Annotated in this window: 25 protein-coding genes; 6 read left to right on the forward strand and 19 right to left on the reverse strand. The window is 72.5% G+C overall.

Going from position 1 to position 24560, the window contains the following annotated elements:
• The first annotated feature begins 74 nt into the window (after window positions 1–74).
• Window positions 75–986: an aminotransferase class IV gene (locus HEQ75_RS00940; protein ID WP_168027029.1), complete on the forward strand. Its 912-nt coding sequence runs from the start codon at window positions 75–77 to the stop codon at window positions 984–986.
• Here HEQ75_RS00940 and HEQ75_RS00945 read toward each other — a convergent pair.
• From HEQ75_RS00945 to HEQ75_RS00955, 3 genes are read right to left on the reverse strand one after another with little or no spacing between them, the layout of a single operon-like run.
• The gene (locus HEQ75_RS00945; protein WP_168027030.1) at window positions 979–3057 is read right to left on the reverse strand and encodes a hydantoinase/oxoprolinase family protein; all 2079 of its coding nucleotides are present in this window, start codon (window positions 3055–3057) and stop codon (window positions 979–981) included. The genes HEQ75_RS00940 and HEQ75_RS00945 overlap by 8 nt on opposite strands.
• Window positions 3054–4652, reverse strand: a complete 1599-nt coding sequence (locus tag HEQ75_RS00950) for a hydantoinase B/oxoprolinase family protein (protein WP_168027031.1) — start codon at window positions 4650–4652, stop codon at window positions 3054–3056. The genes HEQ75_RS00945 and HEQ75_RS00950 overlap by 4 nt, the downstream gene beginning before the upstream one ends.
• The gene (locus HEQ75_RS00955) at window positions 4652–6271 is read right to left on the reverse strand and encodes a thiamine pyrophosphate-binding protein (RefSeq protein WP_168027032.1); all 1620 of its coding nucleotides are present in this window, start codon (window positions 6269–6271) and stop codon (window positions 4652–4654) included. Before HEQ75_RS00955 ends, HEQ75_RS00950 begins: the two co-directional genes overlap by 1 nt.
• 106 nt (window positions 6272–6377) lie before the next feature.
• Between HEQ75_RS00955 and HEQ75_RS00960 the strand changes: the two genes are divergently transcribed.
• The 3 genes from HEQ75_RS00960 (at window position 6378) to HEQ75_RS00970 (ending at window position 9234) form a co-directional block, all read left to right on the forward strand.
• The gene (locus HEQ75_RS00960; protein WP_328733175.1) at window positions 6378–7124 is read left to right on the forward strand and encodes an SDR family NAD(P)-dependent oxidoreductase; all 747 of its coding nucleotides are present in this window, start codon (window positions 6378–6380) and stop codon (window positions 7122–7124) included.
• A 93-nt stretch (window positions 7125–7217) separates the two neighbouring features.
• Window positions 7218–7628, forward strand: coding sequence for a hypothetical protein (locus HEQ75_RS00965; protein WP_168027034.1), 411 nt, complete (start codon window positions 7218–7220; stop codon window positions 7626–7628).
• A gap of 58 nt (window positions 7629–7686) precedes the next feature.
• A complete protein-coding gene (locus HEQ75_RS00970) occupies window positions 7687–9234 on the forward strand; it encodes a UxaA family hydrolase (protein WP_168027035.1) in 1548 nt (515 codons plus the stop codon).
• Window positions 9235–9344: 110 nt separating this feature from the next.
• Here the strand turns inward: HEQ75_RS00970 and HEQ75_RS00975 are convergent, their stop codons facing one another.
• Window positions 9345–10388 (reverse strand): phosphotriesterase family protein, encoded by a 1044-nt coding sequence (locus HEQ75_RS00975; RefSeq protein ID WP_168027036.1) that lies wholly within the window; start codon window positions 10386–10388, stop codon window positions 9345–9347.
• Between the two features lie 159 nt (window positions 10389–10547).
• On the opposite strand from HEQ75_RS00975, the gene HEQ75_RS00980 reads away from it, so the two are divergent.
• On the forward strand, window positions 10548–11216 hold the full coding sequence (locus tag HEQ75_RS00980) for a DUF4189 domain-containing protein (protein WP_168027037.1): 669 nt from the start codon (window positions 10548–10550) through the stop codon (window positions 11214–11216).
• 6 nt (window positions 11217–11222) lie between these two features.
• On the opposite strand, the gene HEQ75_RS00985 is transcribed toward HEQ75_RS00980, so the two are convergent.
• Genes HEQ75_RS00985 through HEQ75_RS00995 form a run of 3 tightly spaced genes read right to left on the reverse strand, consistent with a single transcriptional unit; the run spans window position 11223 to window position 12441 of the window.
• Window positions 11223–11579 (reverse strand): DUF952 domain-containing protein, encoded by a 357-nt coding sequence (locus HEQ75_RS00985; RefSeq protein WP_168027038.1) that lies wholly within the window; start codon window positions 11577–11579, stop codon window positions 11223–11225.
• A gap of 29 nt (window positions 11580–11608) precedes the next feature.
• Window positions 11609–12052, reverse strand: a complete 444-nt coding sequence (locus HEQ75_RS00990) for a cell wall hydrolase (RefSeq protein WP_168027039.1) — start codon at window positions 12050–12052, stop codon at window positions 11609–11611.
• The gene (locus HEQ75_RS00995) at window positions 12049–12441 is read right to left on the reverse strand and encodes a hypothetical protein (RefSeq protein WP_168027040.1); all 393 of its coding nucleotides are present in this window, start codon (window positions 12439–12441) and stop codon (window positions 12049–12051) included. Before HEQ75_RS00995 ends, HEQ75_RS00990 begins: the two co-directional genes overlap by 4 nt.
• 96 nt (window positions 12442–12537) lie before the next feature.
• Here HEQ75_RS00995 and HEQ75_RS01000 point away from each other — a divergent pair, with 96 nt between their 5' ends.
• Window positions 12538–12762, forward strand: a complete 225-nt coding sequence (locus tag HEQ75_RS01000; RefSeq protein WP_168027041.1) for a hypothetical protein — start codon at window positions 12538–12540, stop codon at window positions 12760–12762.
• 27 nt (window positions 12763–12789) lie between these two features.
• Here the strand turns inward: HEQ75_RS01000 and terL are convergent, their stop codons facing one another.
• The 12 genes from terL to HEQ75_RS01060 all read right to left on the reverse strand — a co-directional run bounded on the left by terL (window position 12790) and on the right by HEQ75_RS01060 (window position 24425).
• Window positions 12790–14226, reverse strand: coding sequence for a phage terminase large subunit (gene terL, locus HEQ75_RS01005; protein WP_168027042.1), 1437 nt, complete (start codon window positions 14224–14226; stop codon window positions 12790–12792).
• A complete protein-coding gene (locus tag HEQ75_RS01010; RefSeq protein ID WP_168027043.1) occupies window positions 14223–14531 on the reverse strand; it encodes a hypothetical protein in 309 nt (102 codons plus the stop codon). The genes terL and HEQ75_RS01010 overlap by 4 nt, the downstream gene beginning before the upstream one ends.
• The gene (locus tag HEQ75_RS01015; protein WP_168027044.1) at window positions 14528–16810 is read right to left on the reverse strand and encodes a phage tail fiber domain-containing protein; all 2283 of its coding nucleotides are present in this window, start codon (window positions 16808–16810) and stop codon (window positions 14528–14530) included. The genes HEQ75_RS01010 and HEQ75_RS01015 overlap by 4 nt, the downstream gene beginning before the upstream one ends.
• A gap of 31 nt (window positions 16811–16841) precedes the next feature.
• Entirely contained in the window at window positions 16842–17282 is a 441-nt protein-coding gene (locus HEQ75_RS01020; protein ID WP_168027045.1) for a hypothetical protein, read from the reverse strand.
• The gene (locus tag HEQ75_RS01025) at window positions 17282–19162 is read right to left on the reverse strand and encodes a hypothetical protein (RefSeq protein ID WP_168027046.1); all 1881 of its coding nucleotides are present in this window, start codon (window positions 19160–19162) and stop codon (window positions 17282–17284) included. Before HEQ75_RS01025 ends, HEQ75_RS01020 begins: the two co-directional genes overlap by 1 nt.
• A 13-nt stretch (window positions 19163–19175) precedes the next feature.
• Window positions 19176–19745 carry a hypothetical protein gene (locus HEQ75_RS01030; protein WP_168027047.1) on the reverse strand — a complete coding sequence of 190 codons (570 nt, stop codon included), beginning with the start codon at window positions 19743–19745 and terminating at the stop codon, window positions 19176–19178.
• A gap of 150 nt (window positions 19746–19895) precedes the next feature.
• Window positions 19896–20735, reverse strand: coding sequence for a phage capsid protein (locus HEQ75_RS01035; RefSeq protein ID WP_168027048.1), 840 nt, complete (start codon window positions 20733–20735; stop codon window positions 19896–19898).
• Window positions 20736–20912: 177 nt separating this feature from the next.
• Window positions 20913–21662 carry a capsid assembly protein gene (locus tag HEQ75_RS01040; protein WP_168027049.1) on the reverse strand — a complete coding sequence of 250 codons (750 nt, stop codon included), beginning with the start codon at window positions 21660–21662 and terminating at the stop codon, window positions 20913–20915.
• Window positions 21663–21670: 8 nt separating this feature from the next.
• Window positions 21671–23092, reverse strand: coding sequence for a portal protein (locus HEQ75_RS01045; RefSeq protein ID WP_168027050.1), 1422 nt, complete (start codon window positions 23090–23092; stop codon window positions 21671–21673).
• Window positions 23093–23100: 8 nt separating this feature from the next.
• Window positions 23101–23358 carry a hypothetical protein gene (locus HEQ75_RS01050; RefSeq protein ID WP_168027051.1) on the reverse strand — a complete coding sequence of 86 codons (258 nt, stop codon included), beginning with the start codon at window positions 23356–23358 and terminating at the stop codon, window positions 23101–23103.
• 183 nt (window positions 23359–23541) lie between these two features.
• On the reverse strand, window positions 23542–24003 hold the full coding sequence (locus tag HEQ75_RS01055; RefSeq protein ID WP_168027052.1) for a hypothetical protein: 462 nt from the start codon (window positions 24001–24003) through the stop codon (window positions 23542–23544).
• On the reverse strand, window positions 24000–24425 hold the full coding sequence (locus tag HEQ75_RS01060; protein WP_168027053.1) for a hypothetical protein: 426 nt from the start codon (window positions 24423–24425) through the stop codon (window positions 24000–24002). The genes HEQ75_RS01055 and HEQ75_RS01060 overlap by 4 nt, the downstream gene beginning before the upstream one ends.
• Window positions 24426–24560 lie beyond the last annotated feature (135 nt).

Genomic DNA, 24560 nt, shown 5'->3' on the forward strand with positions numbered 1-24560 from the left:
CGGGCAGTCGGCTCCCTTGCCGGGCGGGGGATGGCTGCGCACACTCGCGCCCTCGGCGCGGGGGAACAAGCGGCATGTGGCAGGCCCACACCATCATCCACAACGGCCAGGCGATGCCCTTTGCGGAGGCGCGGCTGCATCCGCTGTCGGTGGCCGTCGCCTACGGCGTCGCGGTGTTCGAGGGGCTGCGCGCCTACCGCAACCCCGCCGATGGCAGCTTCAGCGTGTTCCGGCTGGATGAGCATCTGGCACGGCTGCAGCAGGGCATGAAGGTGATGCGCTTCGACGCGCCGCCCACCACGCCGGTGCTGCACGCGGCGGTGCGTGAGGTGGTGCGGCTGAACGCGCCGGACGAGGACGCCTATATCCGCGTGCAGACGCAGCTGGAGGCGCTGGGCACGCTGGCCAGCACCGGCCCCGTCGGCTGGATCGCCGCGGCGCTGCCGCGCGAACGCTCCGCCAAATTCGCCAGCGGGCTGGCCGCCGGCGTGTCCTCCTGGACCCGGATCGCGGACAATGCGATGCCGCCGCGGATCAAGGCCTCGGCCAACTACCATGCCAGCCGGCTGGCCAACCTGCAGGCGAAGGCGGATGGCTACGACACGGCGCTGCTGCTGACGGCGCGCGGCAAGGTCAGCGAGGCCGCCTCCGCCTGCGTCTTCCTGCTGCGCGACGGCGTGCTGGTGACGCCGGGCAAGACCAGCGACATCCTGGAAAGCGTGACGCGGGACACGGTGCTGGTGCTGGCGGCGGAGGCCGGGCTGGTGGTGGAACAGCGCGACGTGGATCGCACGGAGCTGTATGTGGCCGAGGAGGTCTTCGTCTGCGGCACCGGGCAGGAACTGGTGGCGATCACCTCCGTGGACCGCCTGCCGGTGGGCGATGGCCGGCCCGGGCCGGTGACGCGGCAGTTGCAGGCGGCCTATGAGGCGGTGGTGCGCGGCACCACCACCGCGCATCCGGAATGGCGCACGCCGGTCAGGTGAAGGTCACCACCAGGTTCAGCGCCGCGTCGCACAGTGCGGTGCTGCCGGGCGGCAGCACCAGCGTGCTCTCGCGTTCCTCGACCAGTGCGGGTCCATCGATGGCATCGCCCGGGCGCAGCGCCGCGCGGTCGAACACCGCGGCCTCGACGAAGCCTTCGCCGAACCAGGCGCGGCGATGGCCCTTGCCGGCCGGGCCGATGCCGGTGGGCGCGGTGGCGAGTTCCAGCTTCGGCGTCGGGCCGGCGACGATGACGCGCCAGCCCACCACCTCCACCGGCAGCGTCGCCTCCACCCGGCCATAGAGGCGGCGATACTCCGCTTCGAAGGCGGCGCGCAGCGCGACGCGGTCGCCGGCCTGCACAGCCGCCGCATCGATCGCGGCCTCCACCTGGTAGCCCTGGCCGGCATAGCGCATGGCGGCGAGCAGGCGGGTTTCCACCTGCGCCGGCGGCACGCCGGCCTCCGCCACCATCGCCGCGCCCTCGACCTGCATCGCGGCGAGCATGGCGCGCAGCGCGTCCAGGTCCAGCGTCGCCAGGGGTGCCACCATGGCGCGCAGATGCGCAAAGGCGATGGGGGCGGCGAGGAACCCGAAGGCGGAGGCGACGCCGGCCCCGGGCGGGGAGACCAGCTTTGCCAGGCCCAGCTTGCGGGCGATGGCGCAGGCATGCACCGGACCGGCGCCGCCGATCGGCACCATCGCATAGCCTTCGATCCGCCGGGCCTTTTCCAGCGCATGCACGGAAGCCGCCTGCGCCATGGACTGGTTCACCGTCTCATGCACCGCCCAGGCCGCCTCGATGGCGGAAAGGCCCAGCGGCGCGCCGACATGCTGCGCGATGGCGCGTTCCGCCGCTGCCACATCCAGCGCCATGTCGCCGCCCAGGAAGCGGTCCGGCGCCAGGTAGCCCAGCAGCAGGTCGGCATCCGTCACCGTGGGCAGCGTGCCGCCCAGCCCGTAGCAGGCGGGCCCCGGATCGCTGCTGGCGCTGTCCGGGCCGACGCGGATCAGGCCGAGCCGGTCGACGCGGGCGATGGAGCCGCCGCCGGCACCGATCTCGATCATCTCGATCACCGGCACCTTCAGCGGAAAGCCGCTGCCCTTGCGGAAGCGATCGACGCGGGAGACCTCGAAATCCAGGCTGCGCTCCGGCTGCCCGGCCTCGATCAGCGCCGCCTTCGCGGTGGTGCCGCCCATGTCGAAGCAGAGGATGTCGGCCGCGCCGGCGGATTGCCCGATCAGGCGCGCCGCCTGCACGCCGCCGGCCGGGCCGGACTGCACCAGGCGGATGGGGTGGCGCGCCGCCACATCCTCGCGCACCGTGCCGCCATCCGACAGCATCAGGAACAGCGGGCCGGTGAGGCCGGCGCCGCGCAGGCCCTCGCCGAGACGCGCGAGATAGCGTTCGAAGACCGGCAGCACATAGGCGTTGCAGATGGTGGTGGTGCCGCGCTCGTATTCGCCGATCTCCGGCACCAGGTCGGAGGACAGGCACAGGGCGAGGTCCGGCGCGACCTGCCGCGCCAGCGCCGCCAGGCGGTGTTCATGCACCGGGTTGCGGAAGGCGTGCAGCAGGCAGATGGCCAGCGCCTGCGCGCCGCCATCGCGCAGCGCGGCGATGGCAGCGCGCGCGGCGTCCTCGTCCAGCGGCGTCAGCACGCTGCCATCGGCGCGCAGCCGTTCCGGCACGCCCAGCCGCAGGCGGCGCGGCACCAGCGGGTCCGGCCGGCGCATGAACAAGTCGTAGGTGTCGTGCCGGAGTTCGGTGCCGATCTCCGGCACGTCGCGGAAGCCTTCGGTGGTGAGGAAGCCGGTCGGCACGCCGCGGCGCTCGATCAGTGCATTGGCGACCAGGGTGGTGCCGTGGATGACATGGCGCACCGCCTCTGGCGCCACGTCGTGCTGCGCCAGAAGCTGCGCGATGCCGACCAGCACGGCGCGTTCCGGCGCCTGCGGCGTGGTCAGCACCTTGCCGTTGAACAGGCGGCCGTCGCGGGAATCCAGCAGCACGAAATCGGTGAAGGTGCCGCCGATGTCGACGCCGATCTGCCAGGGCCTTTCAGGGTTCATGGCCGGTAGCCCTCGGCCGCGTCGCGGTCTCGTGCCGCGGCGCTGCGCGCTTCCGGCGGGCCGAAGCCGCCGCCGCCCGGCGTCTCGAACACCAGCGTGTCGCCGGGCGCCAGCACCAGCCGCGCCTTGGCGGCCACCTGGGTGCCGTTCAGCAGGTCCCGCCCGCCGCGCCCGGCCAGGCCGCCCAGCAGGCCGCGCGGCGGGTGCTGCACGCGCTCATGCCGGTAGGTGGCGGTGACCGGCTTCTCGCCCACCACGCGGAAGCCGAGGCGCTGGCCCAGCCCCCCGCGCATCGTGCCGTCACCGCCACTGCCGGGGATCAGCGACTTCTCGGTCACCAGCAGCGGCACCGCATTCTCGAACTGCTCCACCGGCTGCGTCGCGACGTTGGAGGGGAAGGAGAGGCAGGCGGCGCCGTCATGCGTGGCGGCGGCGCCATGGCCGCCATTCATGAAGAACATGCGGACATAGCGGCCGCCATCCGCCTGTTCGCCGGTGAAATACACGTTCCACAAGGGGCTGCCGGATTCGGCGACGACGCGATCGGGGATCAGTTGTCCGAGGGCCGACAGCACCAGCATGGGCAGGTAGTGCCCCGTCAGGTGGCGGCCCCAGACCGGCGCCGGGCGGCGGGGATTCACGATGGAGCCCTCCGGCGCCACCAGCGTGATGGGCCGGAAGCAGCCATCATTGTTCGGCGTGGTCGGGTCGAAGGCGCATTTCACCGCGTAGTTGGAATAGGCGCGGGAGAAGTTGAGCGGGGAGTTCACCGGGCGGGCGATCTGCGGATCGGTGCCGGTGAAGTCCAGCGTCAGCGCATCGCCGGCGATGGCGAGGCGCAGACGGATGGTGACGGGGTGCTCGAAGCCATCGGCCGTGACCGCGTCGAACACCTCGCCATCCGGCACGGCGGCGATGGCCTGGCGCATGGCGCGTTCGGACCGGGCGAAGATCTCCGCCGAAAGCTGCTCGACGGAGTCGATGCCTTCCTCCGCCAGGATGCGGAGGAGGCGCGGCGCGGCCTGGTCGTACATGGCGAATTGTGCGCGGAGGTCGCCGATGACCTCCGCCGGCTGGCGCAGATTGGCCTCCAGAAAGGCGAGGACATCCTCGTTCTCCTCGCCGCCGCGCAGGATGCGCGCGACCGGAATGGTCAGCCCTTCCTCCCACGCATCGCGCGCCTCCACCCCCGGGGCGCCGCCGATATCGGTGGCGTGGAAGGTGCTGCCGATCCAGGCGATGATGCGGCCGCCGGCAAAGATCGGCTTCACCATGGTGATGTCGTTGAGGTGCCCGGTGCCCAGGTAGCCGTCGTTCGAGATCAGCACATCGCCTTCCGCCAGGCGCGCCGTGGGGATGCGGCGCAGCATGGCGGCAAGCGTGACGGGCATGGTGCCGACGAAGCTGGGGACGGAGCGCGAGGATTGCGCGAATTGCCGCCCCGCCCCGTCCATCAGCCCCACCGCCATGTCCCAGTTGTCGCGCACGACGGAGGAGAAGCTGGTGCGGACGAAGGCCTCCGCGGCCTCGTCCATCAGCCCGGCGATGCGCGCCCAGGCGGTGCCGAGGCGCAGCGCGGAAAGCGGTTGGGTCATCAGCCGCGCATCGCCTGGAGCTGGGCGGGATAACCCGCCGGGTTCACCTGCACGTCGATCAGGCTGGGCCCGTCCAGCGCCAGCGCCTCGACCAGCGCCGCGCGATAGGCCTCCGGCGTCGCCGCGCCGAAGCCGCGCACGCCAAAACCCTCCGCGATGCGGGCGAAGTCGGTGGCGGAGAAATGGACGCCGGCGGGCGGCAATTGCCGCTGCTGCTGCTTGATGTCGATCAGCGACAGCGCGCTGTCGTTGAAGACGATGGTGACCAGCCGCGCGCCCGTCTGTGCCGCCGTCGCCAGCTCGCCCAAGCACATCATCAGCCCGCCATCGCCGGTGAAGGCGATGGCGCCGCGCGCCGGGTCGTGCAGCGCCGCGGCGATGCCGGCGGGCAGGGCGAATCCCATGCTGGCCAGGCCGTTCGAGATCAGCAGGTCGCGCGGCGCCTCGCATTGCCATAAGGCGGTGGCGGAGAACATGTGCGCGCCGGCATCCACCGTCACCCGCGGGGCACGGCCCGCTTCGCGCGCGGCGGCCTGCGCCATGGTCACGATGGCGGGTGGCGACACTCCCCCCTCCCCCTGCCAGCGCAGCGCCGCCAGCGCCGCGTCGCGGTGCCGCGCGATCGCGGCAGCCTGCCAGTCGCTGTGCCGCGCATGGGGGAGCAGCGCGGCGATGCTGTCGGCCAGCGCGCCGTGCAGCGCCGCCTGCGGCTCGGCGTAGCGCACGGGATGCGGGCGCAGCGCCAGGTCCAGGATCGGCGCGCGGTAGCGCCAGGGCTGCAGGATCAGCTCCACCGGGTCCAGCCCGACCTGCAGGATGAGGTCCGCTTCGCCGACGCAGGCGGCTTCCAGCGTGCCGCCGGTGAAGATCCCGGCATACAGCGCATGCGCATCCGGCATCACGCCCTTCGCCTTGTAGGTGACCAGCACCGGGCAACCCAGCGCCTCCGCCAGGGCGCGCAGGGCGGCGGCCGCGGCCGGCTCCGCCGCCTCCACCCCGGCCAGGATCACCGGGTGGTGTGCGGCGGCCAGCAGCGCGGCGGCATCGCCGAACGGCGCCGCCGCTTCGCCGGCCGGCGCGGTGGCAGCGGCGGGCGGCGCGGCGCGGCGGGCAGCCTGGCCGGTGAGGTCCAGATGCACGGCCCCGCGCGGTGCCGCCTGGGCCAGGTCCAGCAGCGCCGCGATTTCCTCGGCTGGCGCGGCGCCATCCGCCCGCGCATAGCCCTTGGCGATCGCCGCCGTCGCGCCCTGCTGGTCGAAATACTGGTGCGTCAGCCAGCCGCGCTGGGCTTCCGTGAACCCGTCCGAGAGCAGCAGCAGCGGCGCGCGTTCCAGCGTGGCGCAGGCCAGGCCGTTGGCGGCGTTGGACACGCCCGGCCCCTTGGTCGTCATCACCACGCCGGGCGCGCCGGTCAGCTCCGCATCGGCCAGCGCCATCATCGCGGCATTCGCTTCCTGCCGCGCCAGCACGAAATCCACCCCGAAGCGCGGCGCGGCGGCGATCACGTCCAGCGAGGAACCGCCGCCGGGCACGCCCCAGATGCGCTTCGTGCCGCGCCGGGCGAGTTCCGCCAGCAGCGCCTCGGCGACCGTGGCGTGTCCCGCATTCGCATCCGGCATGGTTCGACTTCCCTTCCCCATCCCTGTCCTGTGCCCCGCCTGGACCGGCTTGCCAAGACACCGGCAACCGGCCTCTGCTGCGGCATCGCGCAAGGGGAGCAGGATGATGGCGGATTTCACGGGGCGGAAGGTGCTGGTGGCGGGCGGGTCACGCGGCATCGGGCGATCCATCGCGCTGGGCTTCGCGCAGGCGGGCGCGGCGGTGTCCCTCTGCGCCCGCGACCCGAAGGCGCTGGAGGCGACGCGGGCGGAGATTGCGGCGATGGGTGTCACCGCCCATGCCGTGGCCGCCGATCTTGGCGTGGCGGCGCAGGTGACGGGGTGGGTGGAGCAGGCGGCGGCGGCGCTCGGCGGCATCGACGTGCTGGTGAACAACGCCAGCGGCTTCGGCGCCAAGGACACGGAGGAGGATTGGGCGCGCGGCCTGAACGTGGATGTGATGGCAACGGTGCGCGCCAGCCGCGCCGCCGCGCCCTACCTGAAGGCGGCGCGCGGCTGCATCGTCAACGTCTCCTCCATCTCCGGCTTCCGGCCCTCGCTGCGCACGCCGGCCTATGCGGCGGTGAAGGCGCTGCTGGTGAACTACACCGCCAGCCAGGCCGCCGCCTTCGGGCCGGACGGCGTGCGGGTGAACGCGGTGGCGCCGGGCTCCATCGAATTTCCCGGCGGGTCCTGGGAACAGCGGCGCACCAGTGACCCGGCGCTGTACAACCGGATCCTGGGGTCCATCCCCTTCGGCCGGATGGGCACGCCGGAGGAAGTGGCAGCGGTGGTGCTGTTCCTGGCCAGCCCGGCGGCGCGCTGGGTGACGGGGCAGACCGTCATCGTCGATGGCGGCCAGATGCTGGGCTGAAACAACGGCGATACGCAGCGCCGGGGCGCGACATGAAGGCGAAACGCGGCTGCGCCAGAAGGCGCGCCTCGCATCGCCCAAGGAATGGATTGCATGTCGCGCCTGCCGCTCTTCTATCTCATCGCTGCCACCTTTTGCCTGCTGGCGGGCGTCTGCCTCGGCATCGGGATGGGCATCGCCCATGACTTCCAGCTGGCCCCGGTGCACGCGCATCTGAACCTGCTGGGCTGGACCTCGCTGGCGCTGATGGGCCTGGTGTTCCGTGCCTGGCCGGAACTCTGCGCCTCGGTGATGCCCAGCGTGATCCAGTTCTGCCTGATGGTCGGCGCCGCCCTGCTGTTCCCGGCCGGTATCTGGCTGTCCATCACGCAGGGCGAGCCGGGGCTGGCGATCGGCGCCTCGCTGGCCTGGCTGGCCGGGGTGGGCTTGTTCCTGGCGCGGTTGCTGCGGCTGGCCTTCCGCCCGGCGCCGCGGCGCCTGCCGGCCTTCCTGCCCGCCGAATAGCGGCGGGCGCTGACAGGCGGCGCGGAACATGGTGGATTGGCGGCCTAAGGAGACTGCCATGATCGACCTGAAAGCCAAGCGCCTGAACGGGCCCGTGATCCGCCTGCACCCCGACGACAATGTGGTGGTGGCGCGCATCGATATCGAGCCGGGCACCTCCATCCCCGGGGAGAACATGCTGGCGCGGCAGAAGGTGCCCGCCGGCTACAAGATCACCACCACTTCCCTGCGCAAGGGCGACCCGGTGCTGAAGTACCAGGTCACCATCGGCTTTGCGGCGGAGGATCTGCCCGCCGGCACCATGGTGCACACCCACAACATCGATTTCCGCGAATTCGACCGCGACTATGCCATCGGCCGCGACTACCGCCCGGTGGAGATGATCCCCGACGACCAGCGCAAGACCTTCGAGGGCTATGTGCGCGCGGATGGGCGCGTCGGCACGCGCAATTTCATCGCGGTGGTGTCGAGCGTGAACTGCTCCGCCACCGTCTCCCACGCCGTGGCGGACTGGTTCACGCCGGACCGCATGGCGGAATGGCCGAATGTCGACGGCGTCGCCGCCTTCACGCACTCCACCGGCTGCGGCATGGAATTGTCCGGCGAGCCGATGCAGCTGCTGCGCCGGACGCTGGGCGGCTACATGCGGCACCCGAACGTCGCCGGCGTCGTGGTCATCGGCCTCGGCTGCGAGCGCAACCAGATCGCCGGGCTCCTGGCCGAGCAGGGCCTGGCGCCCGGGCCGATGCTGAAGTCCCTGGTGATGCAGGAAGTGGGCGGCACGCGGAAGAGCATCGACGCCGGCGTGGCCGCGGTGCGCGAGATGATGGCAGAAGCCAACAAGGCATCTCGTACAACCGTGTCCGCCGCGCATCTGTCGGTCGGGCTGCAATGCGGCGGCTCCGACGGCTTCTCCTCCATCACCGCCAACCCGGCGCTCGGCGCGGCGATGGACCTGCTGGTGCGCCATGGCGGCACCGCCATCCTCTCCGAAACCCCCGAGATCTACGGCGTGGAACACACGCTGACCCGCCGCGCCGCGAGCCAGGAAGTCGGTGAAAAACTGATCGAGCGCATCCGCTGGTGGAAGGATGTCTACACGCCGGGCCGCGACACGCAGATCAACGGCGTGGTCAGCCCGGGCAACCAGGCGGGTGGCCTGGCGAACATCCTGGAGAAGTCGCTCGGCTCCTCCATGAAGGGCGGCACCGGCCCGCTGATGGACGTGTTCCGCTACGCCGAGCCGATCACCACCAAGGGCTTCGTCTTCATGGACACGCCGGGCTTCGACCCGGTCTCCGCCACCGGCCAGGTCGCCGGCGGCGCGAACATGATCGCCTTCACCACCGGCCGCGGCTCCATGTACGGCGCCAAGCCGGTGCCCAGCGTGAAGCTCGCCACCAACACGCCGATGTTCCGCCGCCTGGAAGAAGACATGGACATCAACTGCGGCGAGATCCTGGACGGCACGGCCAGCCTCGCCGAAATGGGCGAACGCATCCTGGACCTGCTGCTGCGCACCGCCTCCGGCGCGCCAACCAAGAGCGAACTTCTCGGCGTGGGCAAGCACGAATTCGCGCCGTGGCAGATCGGCATTACCGGGTAGGTTTTGCGCTGGCTGCTTTGCAGGGGGACGCTGTCCCCCTGCACCCACTGCCTCCTGGCGGGAGGGTGCAGGGAGGGCAGAGCCCTCCTTGCAAGCCACCCGCGCAAACCTCACCCCGGCAATGTCAGCAGCCGGCGTGGGGTGTGCACCAGCATCGCGTCCAGTTCGGCCTGGCTGAAGCCGCGTTCCCGCATGAAGGGGACGATGTTGCGGAAGATGTGGCCGTAGCCGTGCCCGCCGAAGGCGCGCAGCCGGGTCAGGCGGCAGATGTCCTGGCTGATGACGATCTGGCCGGCATGGCCGCGGTCCAGCAGCCTGCGGATCGTGTCGATGCGCGTGCCGTCGTTCGGCATGTTGATCGGCGCGAAGGACCAGTAGGCGTGTTCGTAGCCGAAAAGATCGAATTCCAGCACGCAGCCGGTATCGGCCAGGGCGAACAGCCGGTCGTCGTCGAAGATGGTGCGGTCGACATGGTCGATGATGGTGCGGCCGATGTCGCCGCCATGGGCGCGCAGGAAGGCGATGATCTCGGCCGGCTGGTCGGGGTGCACGCCAGGGTGGATGGTGAGCGCCGCGCCGCTTTCCCGCTGCGCCAGCACGGCGCCCGCCATCACGCGCCGCTCCAGTGGCGTCCAGGGGGCGGAGCAGCCGATCTCGCCGATGATGCCGGCGCGCACCGCGGTGCCCCAGGCACCCTGGCGCAGGGCGCCCAGCATCTCCGCGGCGAAATCCTCCACGCTGCGGGCATGATTCGCGGGGTCCTGGAAATCCTCGACATACTGGCCGCAGCCCATCACCAGCTGCACGCCGGTGCGGCGGGAGACCTCCACCAGCCCTTCCGGGTCCGGCGCCAGGCCGCCGATGGTCATTTCCACCATGCTGGCGCCGCCCTCGGCGCGGAACAGGTCGAGTTCCGCCACCGCCAGTTCGCGGTCCAGCATCACCGTCTTGCCGGCATGCGGGTGGCGGCCGTAGTCGATGTCGTAGCGGCTGGCGAGCGTGATCGGCTGCAGCAGGGCCGGCCGCGCCGACGCCGCCTGCCGCAGCGACCGTGGCGTGATGTCGCAGAGGACATGCTCGTGCATCAGGGTCGGGCCCAGGCTATCGGGCGGCACCGGGCCCAGCACCGTCTGCACATGGCCCGCCATCCGCATCGCCCTCCATCCAGCCGGGACAGGATGCGGCGGGCTTGGCAAGGCCGCAAGCGGCGCGGGATTGCGCTGGTCGTTTCAAGATGGCGTGTGTATACTTTAACGATCTCGGCGGCCTGGAGAAGCCGGTTCACCGGCACCAAAGCCAGGGGGGGTTCCAGGATGCGAGACCTCGACCTGTCCGCGGCGCTAGGGCTGACCAGCCTGTGGCGCGTGCCGCTTCTCCTTCTGGCCTTTCTGCTCCCGGCCGTGCCCTTGGCGGCGCAGACGAGCCAGGCGGCGCCGAGCCTGGCCTGCCGCCGGCAATGCGAGGCGCAGACGCCGGATCGGGCGACCAATCCGCGCGCGCTGCAGGTCTGCCTGCTGCGCTGCAGCGCCGGGGAAGCGCATCTGGCGCGGCAGCGCCGCGCCGGCACGCCGGAAGCCACCGGCCAGGGCAGCGCGCCCCGGGGCCAGGGCGCCGCCGCCGGGCGTCGCGGGCGGGCGGTGGTGGCCTATGCTGGTGCGTTGCCGCATCCGGGGCTCGCCGTCTCCCGCTACGTGGAACGCCAGGCGGCGCACCGGGCGGCGGAGACGGAATGCTTCCGCCGCAACGGCAACCGCCCCTGCCGCCTGCTGGTGGAGACGGAGGAGCGCTGCGTGGCGGTGGCGCGCGCGATCCGGCCGCTCGGGCTGGTGCTCACCCAGGATCCGGCCAGCTACAGCGTCGTCTACTATGCGGTCGGCACCGGCAGCAGCGCCACGGCGGCGCAGCAGGCGGCGATGCGGGACTGCAACGGCCGCATCGCGCCGGGCCTGCACTGCCGGATGGCGACCAGCCGCTGCGGCTGAGCGACTTCACGGGATTTCGGGTGGAAAGACGTGCTGCCCATCCGCGCCCAGCGGCAGCGGAATCGCCGCCAGGATGGCGGCCAGCGGTAGCGTTGCATACAGATGCGGGAACAGCCCCGGGCGGCGCCCGCCGGCCGCCGGTTCCCAGCGCAGCGACTCGCCCAGCCGCGCCGCATCCACCGCCAGCAGCCAGAGGTCGGTGACGGCGGCGCGGTGCTTTGCCGCGCTGGCCCGCAGCTGGGCCGCGGTGGAGAAGTGCAGGAAGCCGTCGCGCGCATCATCGGCGCTGCCGGCGTAGTGGCCGGCGGCCTCCGCGGCCCGCCAATCGGCTTCCCGCACCATGGTGTAGATGCGGCCTTCCATGCGGCGCCCCTTCCCCTGCACGCCGCAGATCAGCCGAGCAGCCGGTAGAACACAACCCCGCCGAGTTCCACCGTCGGCACCCGGCCCAAGGCCCAGCGCGGCAGGATCTCCGCCGGGTGATAGTGGGTGGCGCCCCGGGTCGGATCCGGCAGCGCGCCGGCCAGGGCGCGGGCGGCGATGCGGCGGCAGATGGCCAGCGCCGGGTCATCGGCCCGCATCGCCTCGCGCAGGGCCGCGCGGCGGGCCGGCAGCCAGCAGGGGAACTGGAAGGGCGCGCGGCACACCGCCGCCACGCCCTGCCCCAGATGCTGCGGCCCGCCTGGCGCGGCGGCCAGGCGCACCCGGTTCATCACCACCGCGGCGATGCCCTCGGTCGCCCGCACCGGCCGCCCGGCGGCCTCACCCCACAGCGTCAGCTCCAGCACGCTGGCGGCCAGGGGTCGGGCCAGGGGACGGTCCTGGGCGGCGCTCATCGCCCGGCCTCGGCATCGGCACGGGGGGAGAAGCCCATGGTGCGGTTGGCCACCGGATGGCCGGCAATGGCACTGGCGGTGGTGGCGGCGCGGCTGACCTCGTCCAGCTTCTCCTCGATCCGCAGCAATTGCAGGGAGAGCCGGGAATCGAGGTCGCGGATCAGCGACAGCGGCACATAGGTGCGTGCCACCTCCAGCTTGAAATCCACCAGCTCGTCGCGCGCCGGGCGCGTCGGCGCGGGTGCAGGCGCGGCGGGCGGGGCCTCGGGCCGGGCCTCCGGCCGCGCCTGCAACTCGCGCCGCAGCATGTGCATCATCCACAGCATGAGCGCGGCGAGCGGCGCATCCGCCAGGGCGGCCATCAACTGTGGCGGGATCTCGGGGATCATCGCGTGGGGACTCCTTGAAGGGGCAAGGCGGCGGGGCCACCCTGGGGACGCCGCGGAGGAAGCTGCCGTGGCGCCGAGGAGCGACGCCGCCGGACGATGTGGAATCAGCCCTATCTCGAGACCTGCTGCCGTTCGGCGCTGCACCGGCTGACGCTGGTGGGCCAGGCCGGGCGCCCCGACGGGCTGAAGGACGGGCCCTGCCTGCGCCGGCTGCAGGGCATGGGGCTGGCGCGGCAGCGCCCGGATGGGCGCTTCGAGGCCACGGCGGAGGGCTGGGACCGGCACGCGACGGAAATCGCGCCCAAGCGCGAGCGGGCCTGACGGCCGACCAGGCGGGGCCAGCCCCCCTCAGCCGCCGCGCCAGGGCAGCGTGGTGCGCCGGGCGGGCGGCGCGCCGGGCAGGCGCACCGGCTCGGCCAGCAGGCAGCCGGCCACCGCATCCAGCGCGTCATCGTGCTGGCCCGGCGCATCGGGGCGCCATTCCGCCATTTCCTGCGCGAAGCGGGTGCGGAAGACGCCCTCATGCGCCAGCAGCCTGCGCCCGGCCAGCACCGGGTCCAGCGCCGCCAGGATGCGCTCGGCCTTGGCGCGGCGGCTGGTGGCTTCCACCACCGCGCAGGGCGAGCCAAGCCGCTGCATCTCCCGCCGCAGCAGCCCGGGCAGGAAGCGGCCGATGCCATTGGTCTCCACCCGCAGCACCGGCAGCAGCAATTCATGCGCGATGGCCGCCACCGCGCGGCATTGCTGCGTCGCCGGATCCTCCGTCGCCTCCGGGTCGTGCAGCAGATAGGCCAGGCGGTGCAGGTAGTGCCGGCCTTCGGCATCGGCATAGGTCGCCGCCAGCACGCTGGCATCGCCGATGCCGGGCCGCCCATAGGCCGGGTCCCACCAGCCGCCACCCGAGACCATGGGGCGGCCCATCAGCGTCAGCAGGCCGCGGCCATTCGCCTCCCGGTAGTCGGTGTCCTCCGCATAGCGGGTGATCAGCGCGGGATCGAGCCGCGCCGCCTCCTCCGCCACCGGTTCCAGCAGCATCTGCCGGCGGAAGGCCAGCGGCCCGACGCGGCTGCGCAGCGCGGCGACGGAGGCCTCCGTGAACCGCTCGGGCCAGGCGCTGCGGCCCGCGGCATCCAGCAGCGGCAGCACCAGGCGCCGATAGCCGGCCAGGAAGGCCTGCGGCCTCTCGGCATAGAGGCTGTCCGCGCAATGCGGCGTGCCGACGAAGATCATGCGCCCGCCGGGCACCAGCACGAACTCGGTCTCCGTCAGCCGCTCCCGCAGTTCGGCCCGCTGAAGCGGCGAGCCGCAATTGCCCGCCACCTCCACATCGTCGCAGATGATGAGGTCGGCACGGGCGCCGGTGATGTTGCCGCCGATGCCGGCCGCCAGCATGGAGGCATCGCGCAGCACCGCCTGGCGCGCCACGGTGAAGCGGTCGGACGCCCAGGACCCTTCGCCATGGTCCGGCAGCAGCGCCCCGCACAGCGGGTGCCGGCCGAGGATGCGCCGCACGGTCGCCACCATGCGGGTGGCCAGCGCATGATCGGCGGCCACCACCAGGATGCGCGTCTCCGGCGCGCGATACAGCTGCCAGGCGCAGTAAAGCCCCACCAGCGTGGATTTGCCGCAACCACGGAAGGCCATCAGCAGCAGCCGCAAATCGCCCGCCGCGCCACGATCCGCCAGCCAGCGCAGCATCCGCCGATGCACGGCCGGCGTGCCCATGCCGGAGAGGCGATTCCAGATCCAGGCGAACTCCAGCAACTCGGCCGGCGCCGCCGTCATGCCTCCTCCTCCCGCGCCATCTGGGCGCGCGCCATGGCCAGAAGCTGCGCGTCGTCCGGCGCCGCCTCCTCCGGCTGGCCGGCGAAGTGGCCGGTCATGGCGGCAAGCTCCGCCATATGCGCGAGCGCCGCGCGCGCCGCCGCCTGGTGCGCGGCAAAGGCCTTCGGATCCGGCGGCACCTCGCCCCGCGGCCAGGAGGCGACGAATTCCGCATAATCGCCGGCCACGCGCTGCATCGCCGCCGCCAGCGTCTCCCGCGGCAGGGGGGAGGCCGGGGGCGCCTTCTCCCGGCGCGGTCGCTTCATGCCTTCACCACGCGCACGCGCACCGTGCCGGGGTTGAGGTCCACCGCCGCGCCGCTGCGGTTCCAGGCGGTGACGGTGACCAGATCCTGCGCACCGATCTGTGCGAGGAACACGACGCCAGAGGTGGCCAGCGAATAGGCGGCCTGCGCGAAATCCCCCGGCCTGGCGCCGGGCACCGGGACATTCGCCTGCACGCTGGCCCCGGCGGCGATGGAGGCCGGGTCCCAGGCCTGTTCCGCCTGGAAGCTGCGCACGCCGATCGGCAGGTCCGGCAGCCCGTACATCACCGCCGGCGCGTGCCGGGGGTCGCAGTTCAGCCGCAGGGCGCGCAGTTCGTAGTCCGCGGAGATCCGCGCCACGCCGATCACCGCCGTGGCGATGGCGGGCGAGAGATGCACCGCCTGCAGCCGCGACAGGCCTGCATCCGTCATGTCCGCCGCCCCCTGCCACCAGCGCGCGGTCGCGTTCCACACCATGGACTGGCCGGAGGCGAGGACCAGCTGGCCGAGGCTGTCGGTCAGCAGGTTGTTCTCGCCATCGAAGGCCATCACGATCAGCCGCGGCGCGTCGGCATCGACGCTGAGCGCGAAGTCCCGGCAGCCCCGCGCATCCACCACGAAGCCCAGCGCGCGGCCGCCGGTCAGCATCACGCCGCGATTGGTCAGGGTGAACTGGTCGAGCGCCGGGAAGACGTAGTCCTGCAGCGTGGCCGGGCTGCCCGACACGTTGGAGGACAGGCAGGCCAGCGTCTCGAACCCCGTCTCGGTCGCGTTCCAGCGGATGGCGGCGGCGCGCAGGCTCGGCACGCTCGCCAGTTCGCGCGTCGCTTCCCGGTGCGGCGCCGCCTGGTGCAGCGTGCGCACCAGCCCGCCCATGCGGGTGGCGCCGGGCACATGCTCGATTTCCACCGCATAGCCCTGGCTGGCCCAGGCCACCTCATAGACATGGTCCTGCGCGCCGCCCGTGTGGCGTGCCACGAAGGGGCTGCACCCTTCCATGCGCAGGCCACGGGCGATGATGGCGCGACTGCTCACCTCGCACAGGAAAGGGATGCCGGCGATCGGCCGGTCCTCCGCGTTCAGCTCGAAATTCGGGCCGTCGAACAGATGGCGGTTATGCGCGACATAGGCGCCGGGCGCTGCGGACAGGCGGATGCCGAAGCGGTCCTTGTCCGTGTTGACCGTGGAGCCGACGGCGAAGTGTCCGCCATGGTAGCGGATGGAGGTGTTCCAGGCTTCCGCCGTTGCGGTGTGCACATCGAGGCCGATGCGGTTGTTGACGATGCGGCCGAGCACCATCGTGCAATCCTCGAAGCCGCGCCCATCGCCCAGCGTGCGGATACCGATGGTGAAGCCCTCCACCCGCCGCACCTCGATCAGCGAGGCGTCGTGGTTGCGCAGCAGGATGCCGATCTCCGCCTCATCCGCCCAGTCGCCGACGCTGGCGCGCACCACGGAAAGCCCGGCGTGGCGCTTCGACGCATTGCGCGCCGCGCCGCCATCGCCGATGGTCAGGGCCGGCTGCGCCGGGCTGCCGGCATAGACGATGGTGCCGCGCATGGTCAGCCCCGCGGCCGCCCCCGGCAGCGTCAGCGGCTGCGTGGTGCGGAAGCTGCCCTCGCCGATCAGCAGCGCCTTGCCGGAAGCGCCGGCCGCGTTCATCGCCGCCTGCAGCGCGGGCCCGTCATCCGTCGCGCCATCGCCGGTGGCGCCGAAGTCGCGCGCGCTGAGCTGCTCGGCCAGCTTGTCCTCCACCGTATGCGGCACGGCGCCCGGGAAGGGCGCGCTGATCAGCCCGGAATCGCGCGGCAGCACCACCAGGTCCCCGCTGCCGTCGAAGCCCAGCATGCGGTTCGCCCGCGCGCCGCGCAGCGGCAGCACGAAGCTGCCACCGACCTCCGCCGGGTCCTGCCGCAGGGCGGAGGACAATTCCTCCCGCTGTTCCTGCAGCGCGGCGATGATCCGGTCCAGCTCGTCATTCAGGGTGCGGGCGCGCAGGATGCCGTTGTCCTGAAAATCGGTGTTGCGCTCCACGCGGATGCGCCGGCGCAGCGTCACCGTCGCGCCCGTGGCGGGCGCGGTGGCCAGGGTGACGCTGCCGCCCTCGCTGGCGCCGGCGCCGGAGACGCTGAAGCCACCGGCCAGCGTCACACCGTCCAGGCGCACCTCCATCTCCTCCGCCTGGAAGATCGGGAAGGGGTAGGTGAAGGCAACGCGGCTGCCGTCGCCCAGATACTGGACGCGCGGCGCGACGTCGCCGATGCGGATATGCTCGGCCATCATGGGCTCCGATGCTGTGGGATGCGGGGCGTCAATCGAGCAGGTTGCGCAGCGAAGTGCCGAAGCTGCTGCCGGCCCGCAGCCAGCTGGTCAGCGATCCGTCGCCGTTCAGCAGGCTGCGCCGGCCGGCGGACAGGCGCGCGGCGACGATCTGGTCGCTCTCCGCCTGCGCCGCCGCGGCATCGCGCTCCAGCCCCGCGGTCAGGGCCGCGGCGGAGCCCTGGTCCGGGGAGACGCCGCCAGCGGCGAGCCGCGCGCGGGTGGAAGCCAGGGTGCCGGCCAGGCGCTGTTCCCGCTGCCGGGCATCGGCGGCCTGCTGCAGGCGCGCCTGCTCGATCCGCGCCGCCTCCTGCTGCCGCGCCGCCTCGGCCTGCGCCTTGGCCGTGGCGGATTGCCGCTGCGCCTGCTGCACGGTGCCGAGGATGGACGCGCCGGCGCCGATGGCGGTCGCGATGGGGGCGAGTTGGGCCATCAGCTCGTGATCCTCATGTCGGTGGTGACGGAAAGCAGCGTCAGCGGCAGCGGAGTCTCGCCCTCGATGCGCCACAGCGGCGCCATCGCGTCGCGCCGCCAGCCCAGCGCGCGCAGCGCGACATCGCCGGTGAAGGGCGCGGGCGCCGTATCCAGCAGCGGCGTGTCCAGGCGGCGGAACGGCACCGGCTGCACGCCGCGGCCGAGATCCACCTCCAGCGCCGGCGTCGCCAGCAGGCGGAAGGTGGCGGAGACCAGGCGCAGCGGCGCGGCGGCGGACCCGCTGGCATGGCCCAGCGCCTGCGGCAGCGGCTCGATCACATGCCGGAAGGGCAGGCCCGCCAGCACCGTGGTGGCGGGCGGGTCCAGCAGGATGCGTCCCTCCGCCACCACCAGCGCGGCGCGCGGCGCGCCATCGGCCAGCACGCCCACCGCCTGGCCTTCCAGATGCCCGAGCCCGCTCCATGCATCCTGCGGCGCCGCGGCGCTGCCGGGCAGCGCCGCATCCAGCCCCGCCGCCGCGTCGAAGCGTTCCAGCCGCTGCGTGCCGAAGCGTTCCACCACGGCGTAGACGCGGCCCTCGGTTTCCGCAACGGCGCGGAAGGCGCCCGCGGTTTCCTGCCGCGTCCAGGCAGTGACCTGCTCGGCGCGGTACAGCGTGAGGGTGGCGATGCTGCCATCCTCCATCACCACATGCAGCAGCCGCGCGGTCTGGTCATAGGCCATGGAGACCGGCCCCTGCACCAGGTGCCGCGCCACCAGCGCCAGGTCGTTCGCCTGGTAGGCGGCGGCGACGTCGGTGTAGGCGAATTCATGCACCCCGCGGCCGGACCGCGCGACAAACAGCGTCGCGCCATCCACATCCACCGGCGGCACCTGGCGGTCCACCGCCGTGCCGATGCGCGTCTGCCGGTTGAGCTGGATGGAGGAGGGCGTCAGCGGGTCGCCCGTCACCATCCATTCGGCGCCGGAGGTGAACACCTGCAGGTGCCGGCCGGAAAACACGCCGCGGATCGCGTTCACCTGGTCGGAGACCAGCGCGAAGGCGATCGCCTCGTCATCCAGCCCGGTGCCGGTATCGAAATCGCCGAGATCGCCGGTGCGCGACAGCCACAGCTGGTTCGGCGCATCGCGCGATCCGCCCAGCACCAGGCGGTCCTGGTGGAAACAGGCGCAGACCGGCCAGCCGCGCACGCCGGTGAAGGCCGTCTCCTGCCAGTCCTGCGTCGCCAGCGTGTCCTCCAGCGGGTCCTCCACCTGCGCCGTCGCATTCTGCGGCCCCTCGACGGACAGGATCACCACGCGCCTTCCCTTCAGCCGGAAGCGCGTGGTGATGTGGCCAGGGTGGAAGACGGGGGCGGAACACGTCAGCGCCACGATGCCGGTGGTGGCGGATCCCGCCATCGCCACGTCGCGGGTGAAGCCGTGGAAGGCTTCGCGCGTGAAGACGAAGGGCGTGATGGTCCAGGCCACATGGCTGCTGCGCGTCAGCCGCTGCGGCGGCATCTCCGGATGGAACAGCAGCAGCGTGTCGGCGCTCTGCGTGAAGGCCAGCTGCGGCAACATGGCGGTGGACCAGGGCGCCGGCAGGCTCGCCACCTCCGCCTCCGCCAGGAACACCTGCAGCCGGCCCTCGGTCAGCACCAGCAGGTAGGTCTGCTCCGTGTTGAACTCGAAGGGGATCAGCCGCGCCGGGCCGGGCAGCACCGCCACATGCACCAGGCCCGGGCGCCGCGCGACGCCGCCCGTGGGCTGGATGACGACATTGCGCAGCCGCCGCGCGCCATTCTCGAAGGCGCGCAGATCGGCGCGGCCGAACAGCTCCGGCGCCAATTCGCCGGCGGTGAAGGAGGATTTGACGCGGCGCGTCGCGATCGTCATGCGCGTGGCCCCCTCAGCCGCGGATCGAAACGAGCGGAAAATCCTCGATGCCGCGCGGCGTGTCCTGCTGGCTGTCGATCAGCCTGGCCTGGCGCAGCTCCGTCTCCGCCAGGCGGAACAGCATCTCGGCGCGGCTCGCGCTTTCGGTCAGCGGCAGGCAGAACTCCGCCGCCAGCCGCGCCACCAGGGCCTGGGCAAAGAAGGGCGGGAAGCTGCCTTCCTCCGGGCGGAAGATGTAGGTCAGCGTGACGGACAGCGCGTCCGCCTCCAGCCGGTCCTCGTGCAGCCGATAGGGCAGGCCGCGGCTGCGCCCGGCGGTGCCGGCGGAGATCGCGCGCAGGAAGCCGGTGGGCAGCTGGAAGGCGTGCGACAGATCGGCCACCGGCACCGCCGCCAGCCGCGGCAGGCTGGCCTGGCCGGTGGCGAAGGACCAGGGATGCGCCGACAGCAGCGTGTCGCGCACCGGGGCATAGAGGTTCGCCGCCACCTCCGCCTCCGCGGTGCCTTCATCGAGCGAGGCGACGGGCTGCGCGCCAAGGCGCAGCAGGGCGCGTGAGCACAGCGCGAGCGCAGTCAGGGCCATGGGGGCGTCCGATCTGGTTGGGGGGCAGGAGAAAATGGGGGGTAGCGGGCCCCCCTCACCCAACCCTCTCCCCTCAAAGGGGGAGAGGGCTTTTCGAGTCCGCTATTCCGCCGCGCGCATCCGCGACTATTCCGCCGCGCGCATCCGCGACTATTCCGCCGCGCGCATCCGCACGACCCCGAAATCATCCACCAGCACGGCGCCCTGGCTCATCATGTTGGCGACGAAATGCGCGGCGCGGTCGCCATGCCAGGTGATGTCGGTCTCCACCTCGGCGGCAGCCGCATGGCCGATGGCGGTGCGGTGGTAGAAGTAGCAGTAGCGCAGCCCACCCGAGAGCGTCAGGCCGGAATGCGGCACCCACATCGCGCCCAGCCAGCGCTTCGCCTGGCTGCCCTTCCACGGCAGCGCCTCCTCGCCGACATATTCCGAGGAGGCGAACTCCTCGATCTCCAGCAGCTGCGACCACTGCTTCCAGCCGACCACGGCATAGCGGCCGCCATCATCCGGCACTTCCGCCGCGCCCATCATCTCGAAGGCCAGCAGCACCTTCGCCTTGGTCAGCCCGTCGGCATCCGTGGTGCCGGCCGCCGTGCCCACGGCTTCCTGCGTCGCGGAATCCAGCGCGGCGATGATCAGCTCGTCGGTCTTGCGGCCCAGCGCATAGGCGCCGGCATTGGCGACCACGGTGCGCTCATCGATGTTGGTCTTCAGCTCGTCCAGCCGGTCGATCCAGTCGCCGGCATAATAGTCCTGCAGCACGCATTCGACCTGCGCATGCTCCAGGTTCATCACCGGCACGGAGCCGTGGCGCGTCTTCGCCGCGGCGATGCCCTTGCCGACCTTCGGGAAGAAGGTGGAGCTGCCGGTCACGCCGGATTTGGAGCGGATGGTGGGGCGCAGCTTGCTGCCCTGGCGCTGATAGGCCTCATGCACCTCGGCCTGGAACTGCCGCGTGAAGACGGCGTCGATCTGGGTGGAGACGGACATCGTGGGTCCTTTGCAGGAATGGGTTCGGGGAAGGCGCCGCGCCCGGTTCTCCCTTGCGGGCCGGGGTGTGGCGCGGGCGCGCGGGCCCTGCGGGCAGGGTTGGTCCGCGCGGCATGCAGGCGGGGCGGAGGGGACAGGCCCGCAGCATCCGACCCGCGGTTCAGCGGGGGCGCGCGCTCAGCCGCCGACCAGCCGCCGGAAGCCCTCCGTCACGCGCTTGACGAATTCCGGCTCCCGCGCCCGCCAGTAGCGCGGGTCGCGCATCATCCGGCGCAGCTCGGCCTCATCCGGCGCGCTCTCGGTCGTGGCCTCGCGGGCGAGAGTGGGCTCGCGCCCCTCCATCATCCGGTGCAGCGCCAGCACGCCCTCGGCGGTGGAGGACAGCGCGGCGAACACCGCCTCCGGCAGATGCGCCCGGCCCCAGGCGGAGAGCTGGGCCGCGATGCGGCGGAAGCGCTCCTCGCCGCCGAAATGCGCGCGCAGCTTCTCCACCTGCCGCCCGGCCTCGAATTCCGCCGCCGCCTCGGCGATCAGCGGCAGCAGGCGCTCGGCCGCCAGGTCATACACCAGCTGCACCTGGCGGGGGTTGAAGCCGGCCTCGTGCAGCCGCTGGTTCACCGCCGCATCCGGCGTCAGCAGCTCGTTCGGCGGCGTCACCTGGTAGCCATCGGGGCTGTCGGGGATGCCCAGCGCCCGGCGCCAGCGCAGCCGTTCCTCCTCCGGCGCGTCATCCGCCGGCGGGCCGATGCGCTGCGAGAGGCGGCGCTCCAGCTCCAGGTAGGATTTCAGCAGGGCGTCGACGCGCAGCGCGCCCTTCGCCTCGTCCCAGAATTTCGCCGGGACCTCGGGCGGTCGCGTGGTGCCGAAGGCGGCTCCCGCCGCCGGGCCTGCGGTTTCGGTCGCGGCGTCGAGCAGGTTCTCGGACATGCCGGAGCTCACTCCTTGTTCGGGTTGGTGGTGTCCGCCGGGCGGATGATCTCGGCCGGCGCGCCCAGCGTGCGGGCCAGCCAGCGGGCGGCGGCCGGCGCGTCCAGCACCGCCTTGGCCTCCGCCCCCAGCCCGGCGGCGGCCTGCAGGAACAGCAGCGTGTCGGCGGCGTCCGCCCGCGCCTGCACCCGCGCCAGTGGCGAGGCGTAGACCAGCCGCGCCTCCTCGCCGCCCGCCAGCAGCGCGGGCACTTCGCCGCGCCGGCGCAGGATGGCCAGGCAGCGCGCCACCAGCGGCCCCAGCAGCTCCGCCTGAAGCCGGCCATAGATGGCGCCCAGCAGGCGGACGGAGATGGCGCTGCGCGCCGTCACCTCGGTGGCCGTCATCCCCACCTTGTCGGAAGCGGCGATGCGGTCGGCCAGCAGCGCGCCGCGGATGCGCGCCCGCAGATCCTGCAGCACGATCTGCGAGACATCGAAATTGCCCGGCGCGGCCAGCGGCGTCAGCCCCGCGGAGCCCTGCGCCTTCGGGATGATCGCGCCCGGCACCAGGCGCACCGTCGCCGGGTTCAGCACGCCGTCATCCTCCGCCTGCCAGATGCCGGTGGCGGCGATGGAGGCGTTCTTCAGGATCAGCTCCACCACCTTGTTGGCGGTGCGGATGTCCGGCAGCGCCTTGGCCACCGGGCCGCGGCCATAGGTCTCGCCGGGCACCTTCAGCCAGCGGAAGGCGATGAAGGGGTTCTCCGCGAAGCGCCCTTCCGCCAGCAGCGCCGGCGGGGCCTCCCCGCTGTCCAGCACCACGGCGTGGCGGTGGCCGGCGCGGGCATCCGGCCACACCGCCTCCACCACCCGCAGCGGCGCCGAGGTTTCCTCCGGCCGCGGCGGCGCCAGCGGCGCGGCGGGCCAGCGCGCCAGGATCTCGGCCGGCGTCAGCCGCAGCACGCGGTACACCGTGTCCAGCCGGCCGGAGGCACCTTCCTCCAGCACCGCCTCGCGCAGCGGCACGGCGGCGAAGCGCAGCGCGCTGGCCTCCCCCGGGGGCGCTTCCTCGGCCAGCAGCACGGCGGTGCCGGTGACCACCAGCTCGAGGAAGGCCTGGTGCAGTTCCAGCGCGAAGTTGGACCGGTCCAGATGGCCCTGCAGCGTCTCCGCCGCCGCCTCCAGCAGCCTGGCCGCCGCCTGGGCATCGGCGCCATCGGCCACGCGCCGCGCCGGCGCCAGGCCGAACCAGCGCGACCAGGGCGGCGCAAGCTCGGCCAGCAGCGAGGCGGCAAGCTGTTCCGCCGCATCCGCCGCGGTGGCGTCGAACAGCGGCGCGGCATGGGGTGCCGGCAGGGCGTGGTCGTAGCAATCCTGCCAGATGCCCTCCAGCGGGCGGCGGCGGGCGCTGGCGCGGGCCTGGCCGGCCAGGATCTGTTCCGGTGTCATCATCGCCCTCACTCGCCCAGCAGGGTCTTGCGCGCGGCGAAGGCTGGCGCCGGGTCCAGCACGCCGCGGGCGGAGGTGGCGATGGTGCCGGCCAGGCCGCGGCGGGCGCGCTCCAGCGCCCGCTGCCGTGCCTGGCGGGCGGCGTCCTCCGCGCTGGCCGCGCTGGCCGCTTCTTGCTCGGCCACCGCCTGGTTGGCCGCTTCGGTGGCGGCGGCGGTGTCCTGGACGGACACGACCGGCTTCGGCGCCTGGAACAGGCCACCCATGCGCGCTTCCTTCGCCTGGAAAGGGGGAACCCGCCGCCGCCACGAAAAAGACCCGCCCGGCGGGGGCCGGACGGGTCGAGTTTTCAGGGGAACGGGAGAGGAGGTTGCCGCCGGGCGCAGATCGCCCCGTGGCAAGGGCTTGATAGACGGCCGCGGCAAGGCCGTCAATATTTATTCCTATTTTTACTGATTATTTTCCTCGATCTGGCCGCCCAGCGCCTGAAACAGCTGCCACGGCGTCCAGGCGGCCGGCGCGGCGGTGCCCAGCAGCGCCCGGCACAGCCCGACGCAGGTCAGCGGCACCAACACCGGCCAGCGCCGCGGCGCGGGCCCCATGGCAGGTCCCTCGGGCCGGAACGGCCCGAGTACCCGCAGCCCGGCCCGGCGATAGAAATCCGGCAGGTCGAAGCCCGCCTCCACCGGCAGCCGCGCCACCAGCAGCCGGCCCGACAGCGGCTCCACCACCGTCCAGCCGGCCTCGTCCGACAGTGCCGCGAAGCAGTGGCGGAAGCCGGGACGCAGCAGGTGCAGCCAAGGCTGGTCGGCGACGCCGCCGAAGGCGATCCACAGCGCCTGGCCCTGTTCCTCCGCCACGCGCCGCTGCGACAGCCGGCGGATGGACAGCGAGTCGATGGCGCCGGTCATGCCGCGCGCCCCCGGAACGCCACCACCTCGCCCAGCGACAGGCCGCGCGGCGGCCCGGCGACGATGCCCTTGCTGCGCAGCGGGAAGTCCAGCCGCTCCATCGCCTCCCGCCACAGCCGCCAGTCGCCGGCTTCCTGCGGCACGCGCGGGCTCGGCTGGTCCTGCCGCTCGCCCCAGATGCGCAGGATGCGGGCATGCGCCAGGTCGATCCGGCGCTGGCGGTACAGCCGGTCGAGGCACTTCACCACGTCATCCGGCTCGCAGGGGCGGGCGACGAGGCCGCGCCCGGCGCCGAGGCGCGCGCCATCGCGCCGCGCCACCAGCGCGGCCATGGTCCAGAGCCAGGCATCCTCGGCGCAGGCGAAGGGTTGCGCGCGATCCAGGCTGGCCAGGACGGGCGCGCGGCAGGGGGCAAGGGACATCAGCGGGGGGTCCTTCCACTCGGTTCCTGAACAAAACAGGAACAAAACCCTCTTACGCTGTTCCACTCACGGTTTCAAGGATATCGTTCCTATTGCATCGCGACTCGAAACCTAGGATGTCCCACCCAGGCCGCG

Source organism: Falsiroseomonas selenitidurans (assembly GCF_012103215.1).
GTDB classification, from domain to species: Bacteria; Pseudomonadota; Alphaproteobacteria; order Acetobacterales; family Acetobacteraceae; genus Falsiroseomonas; species Falsiroseomonas selenitidurans.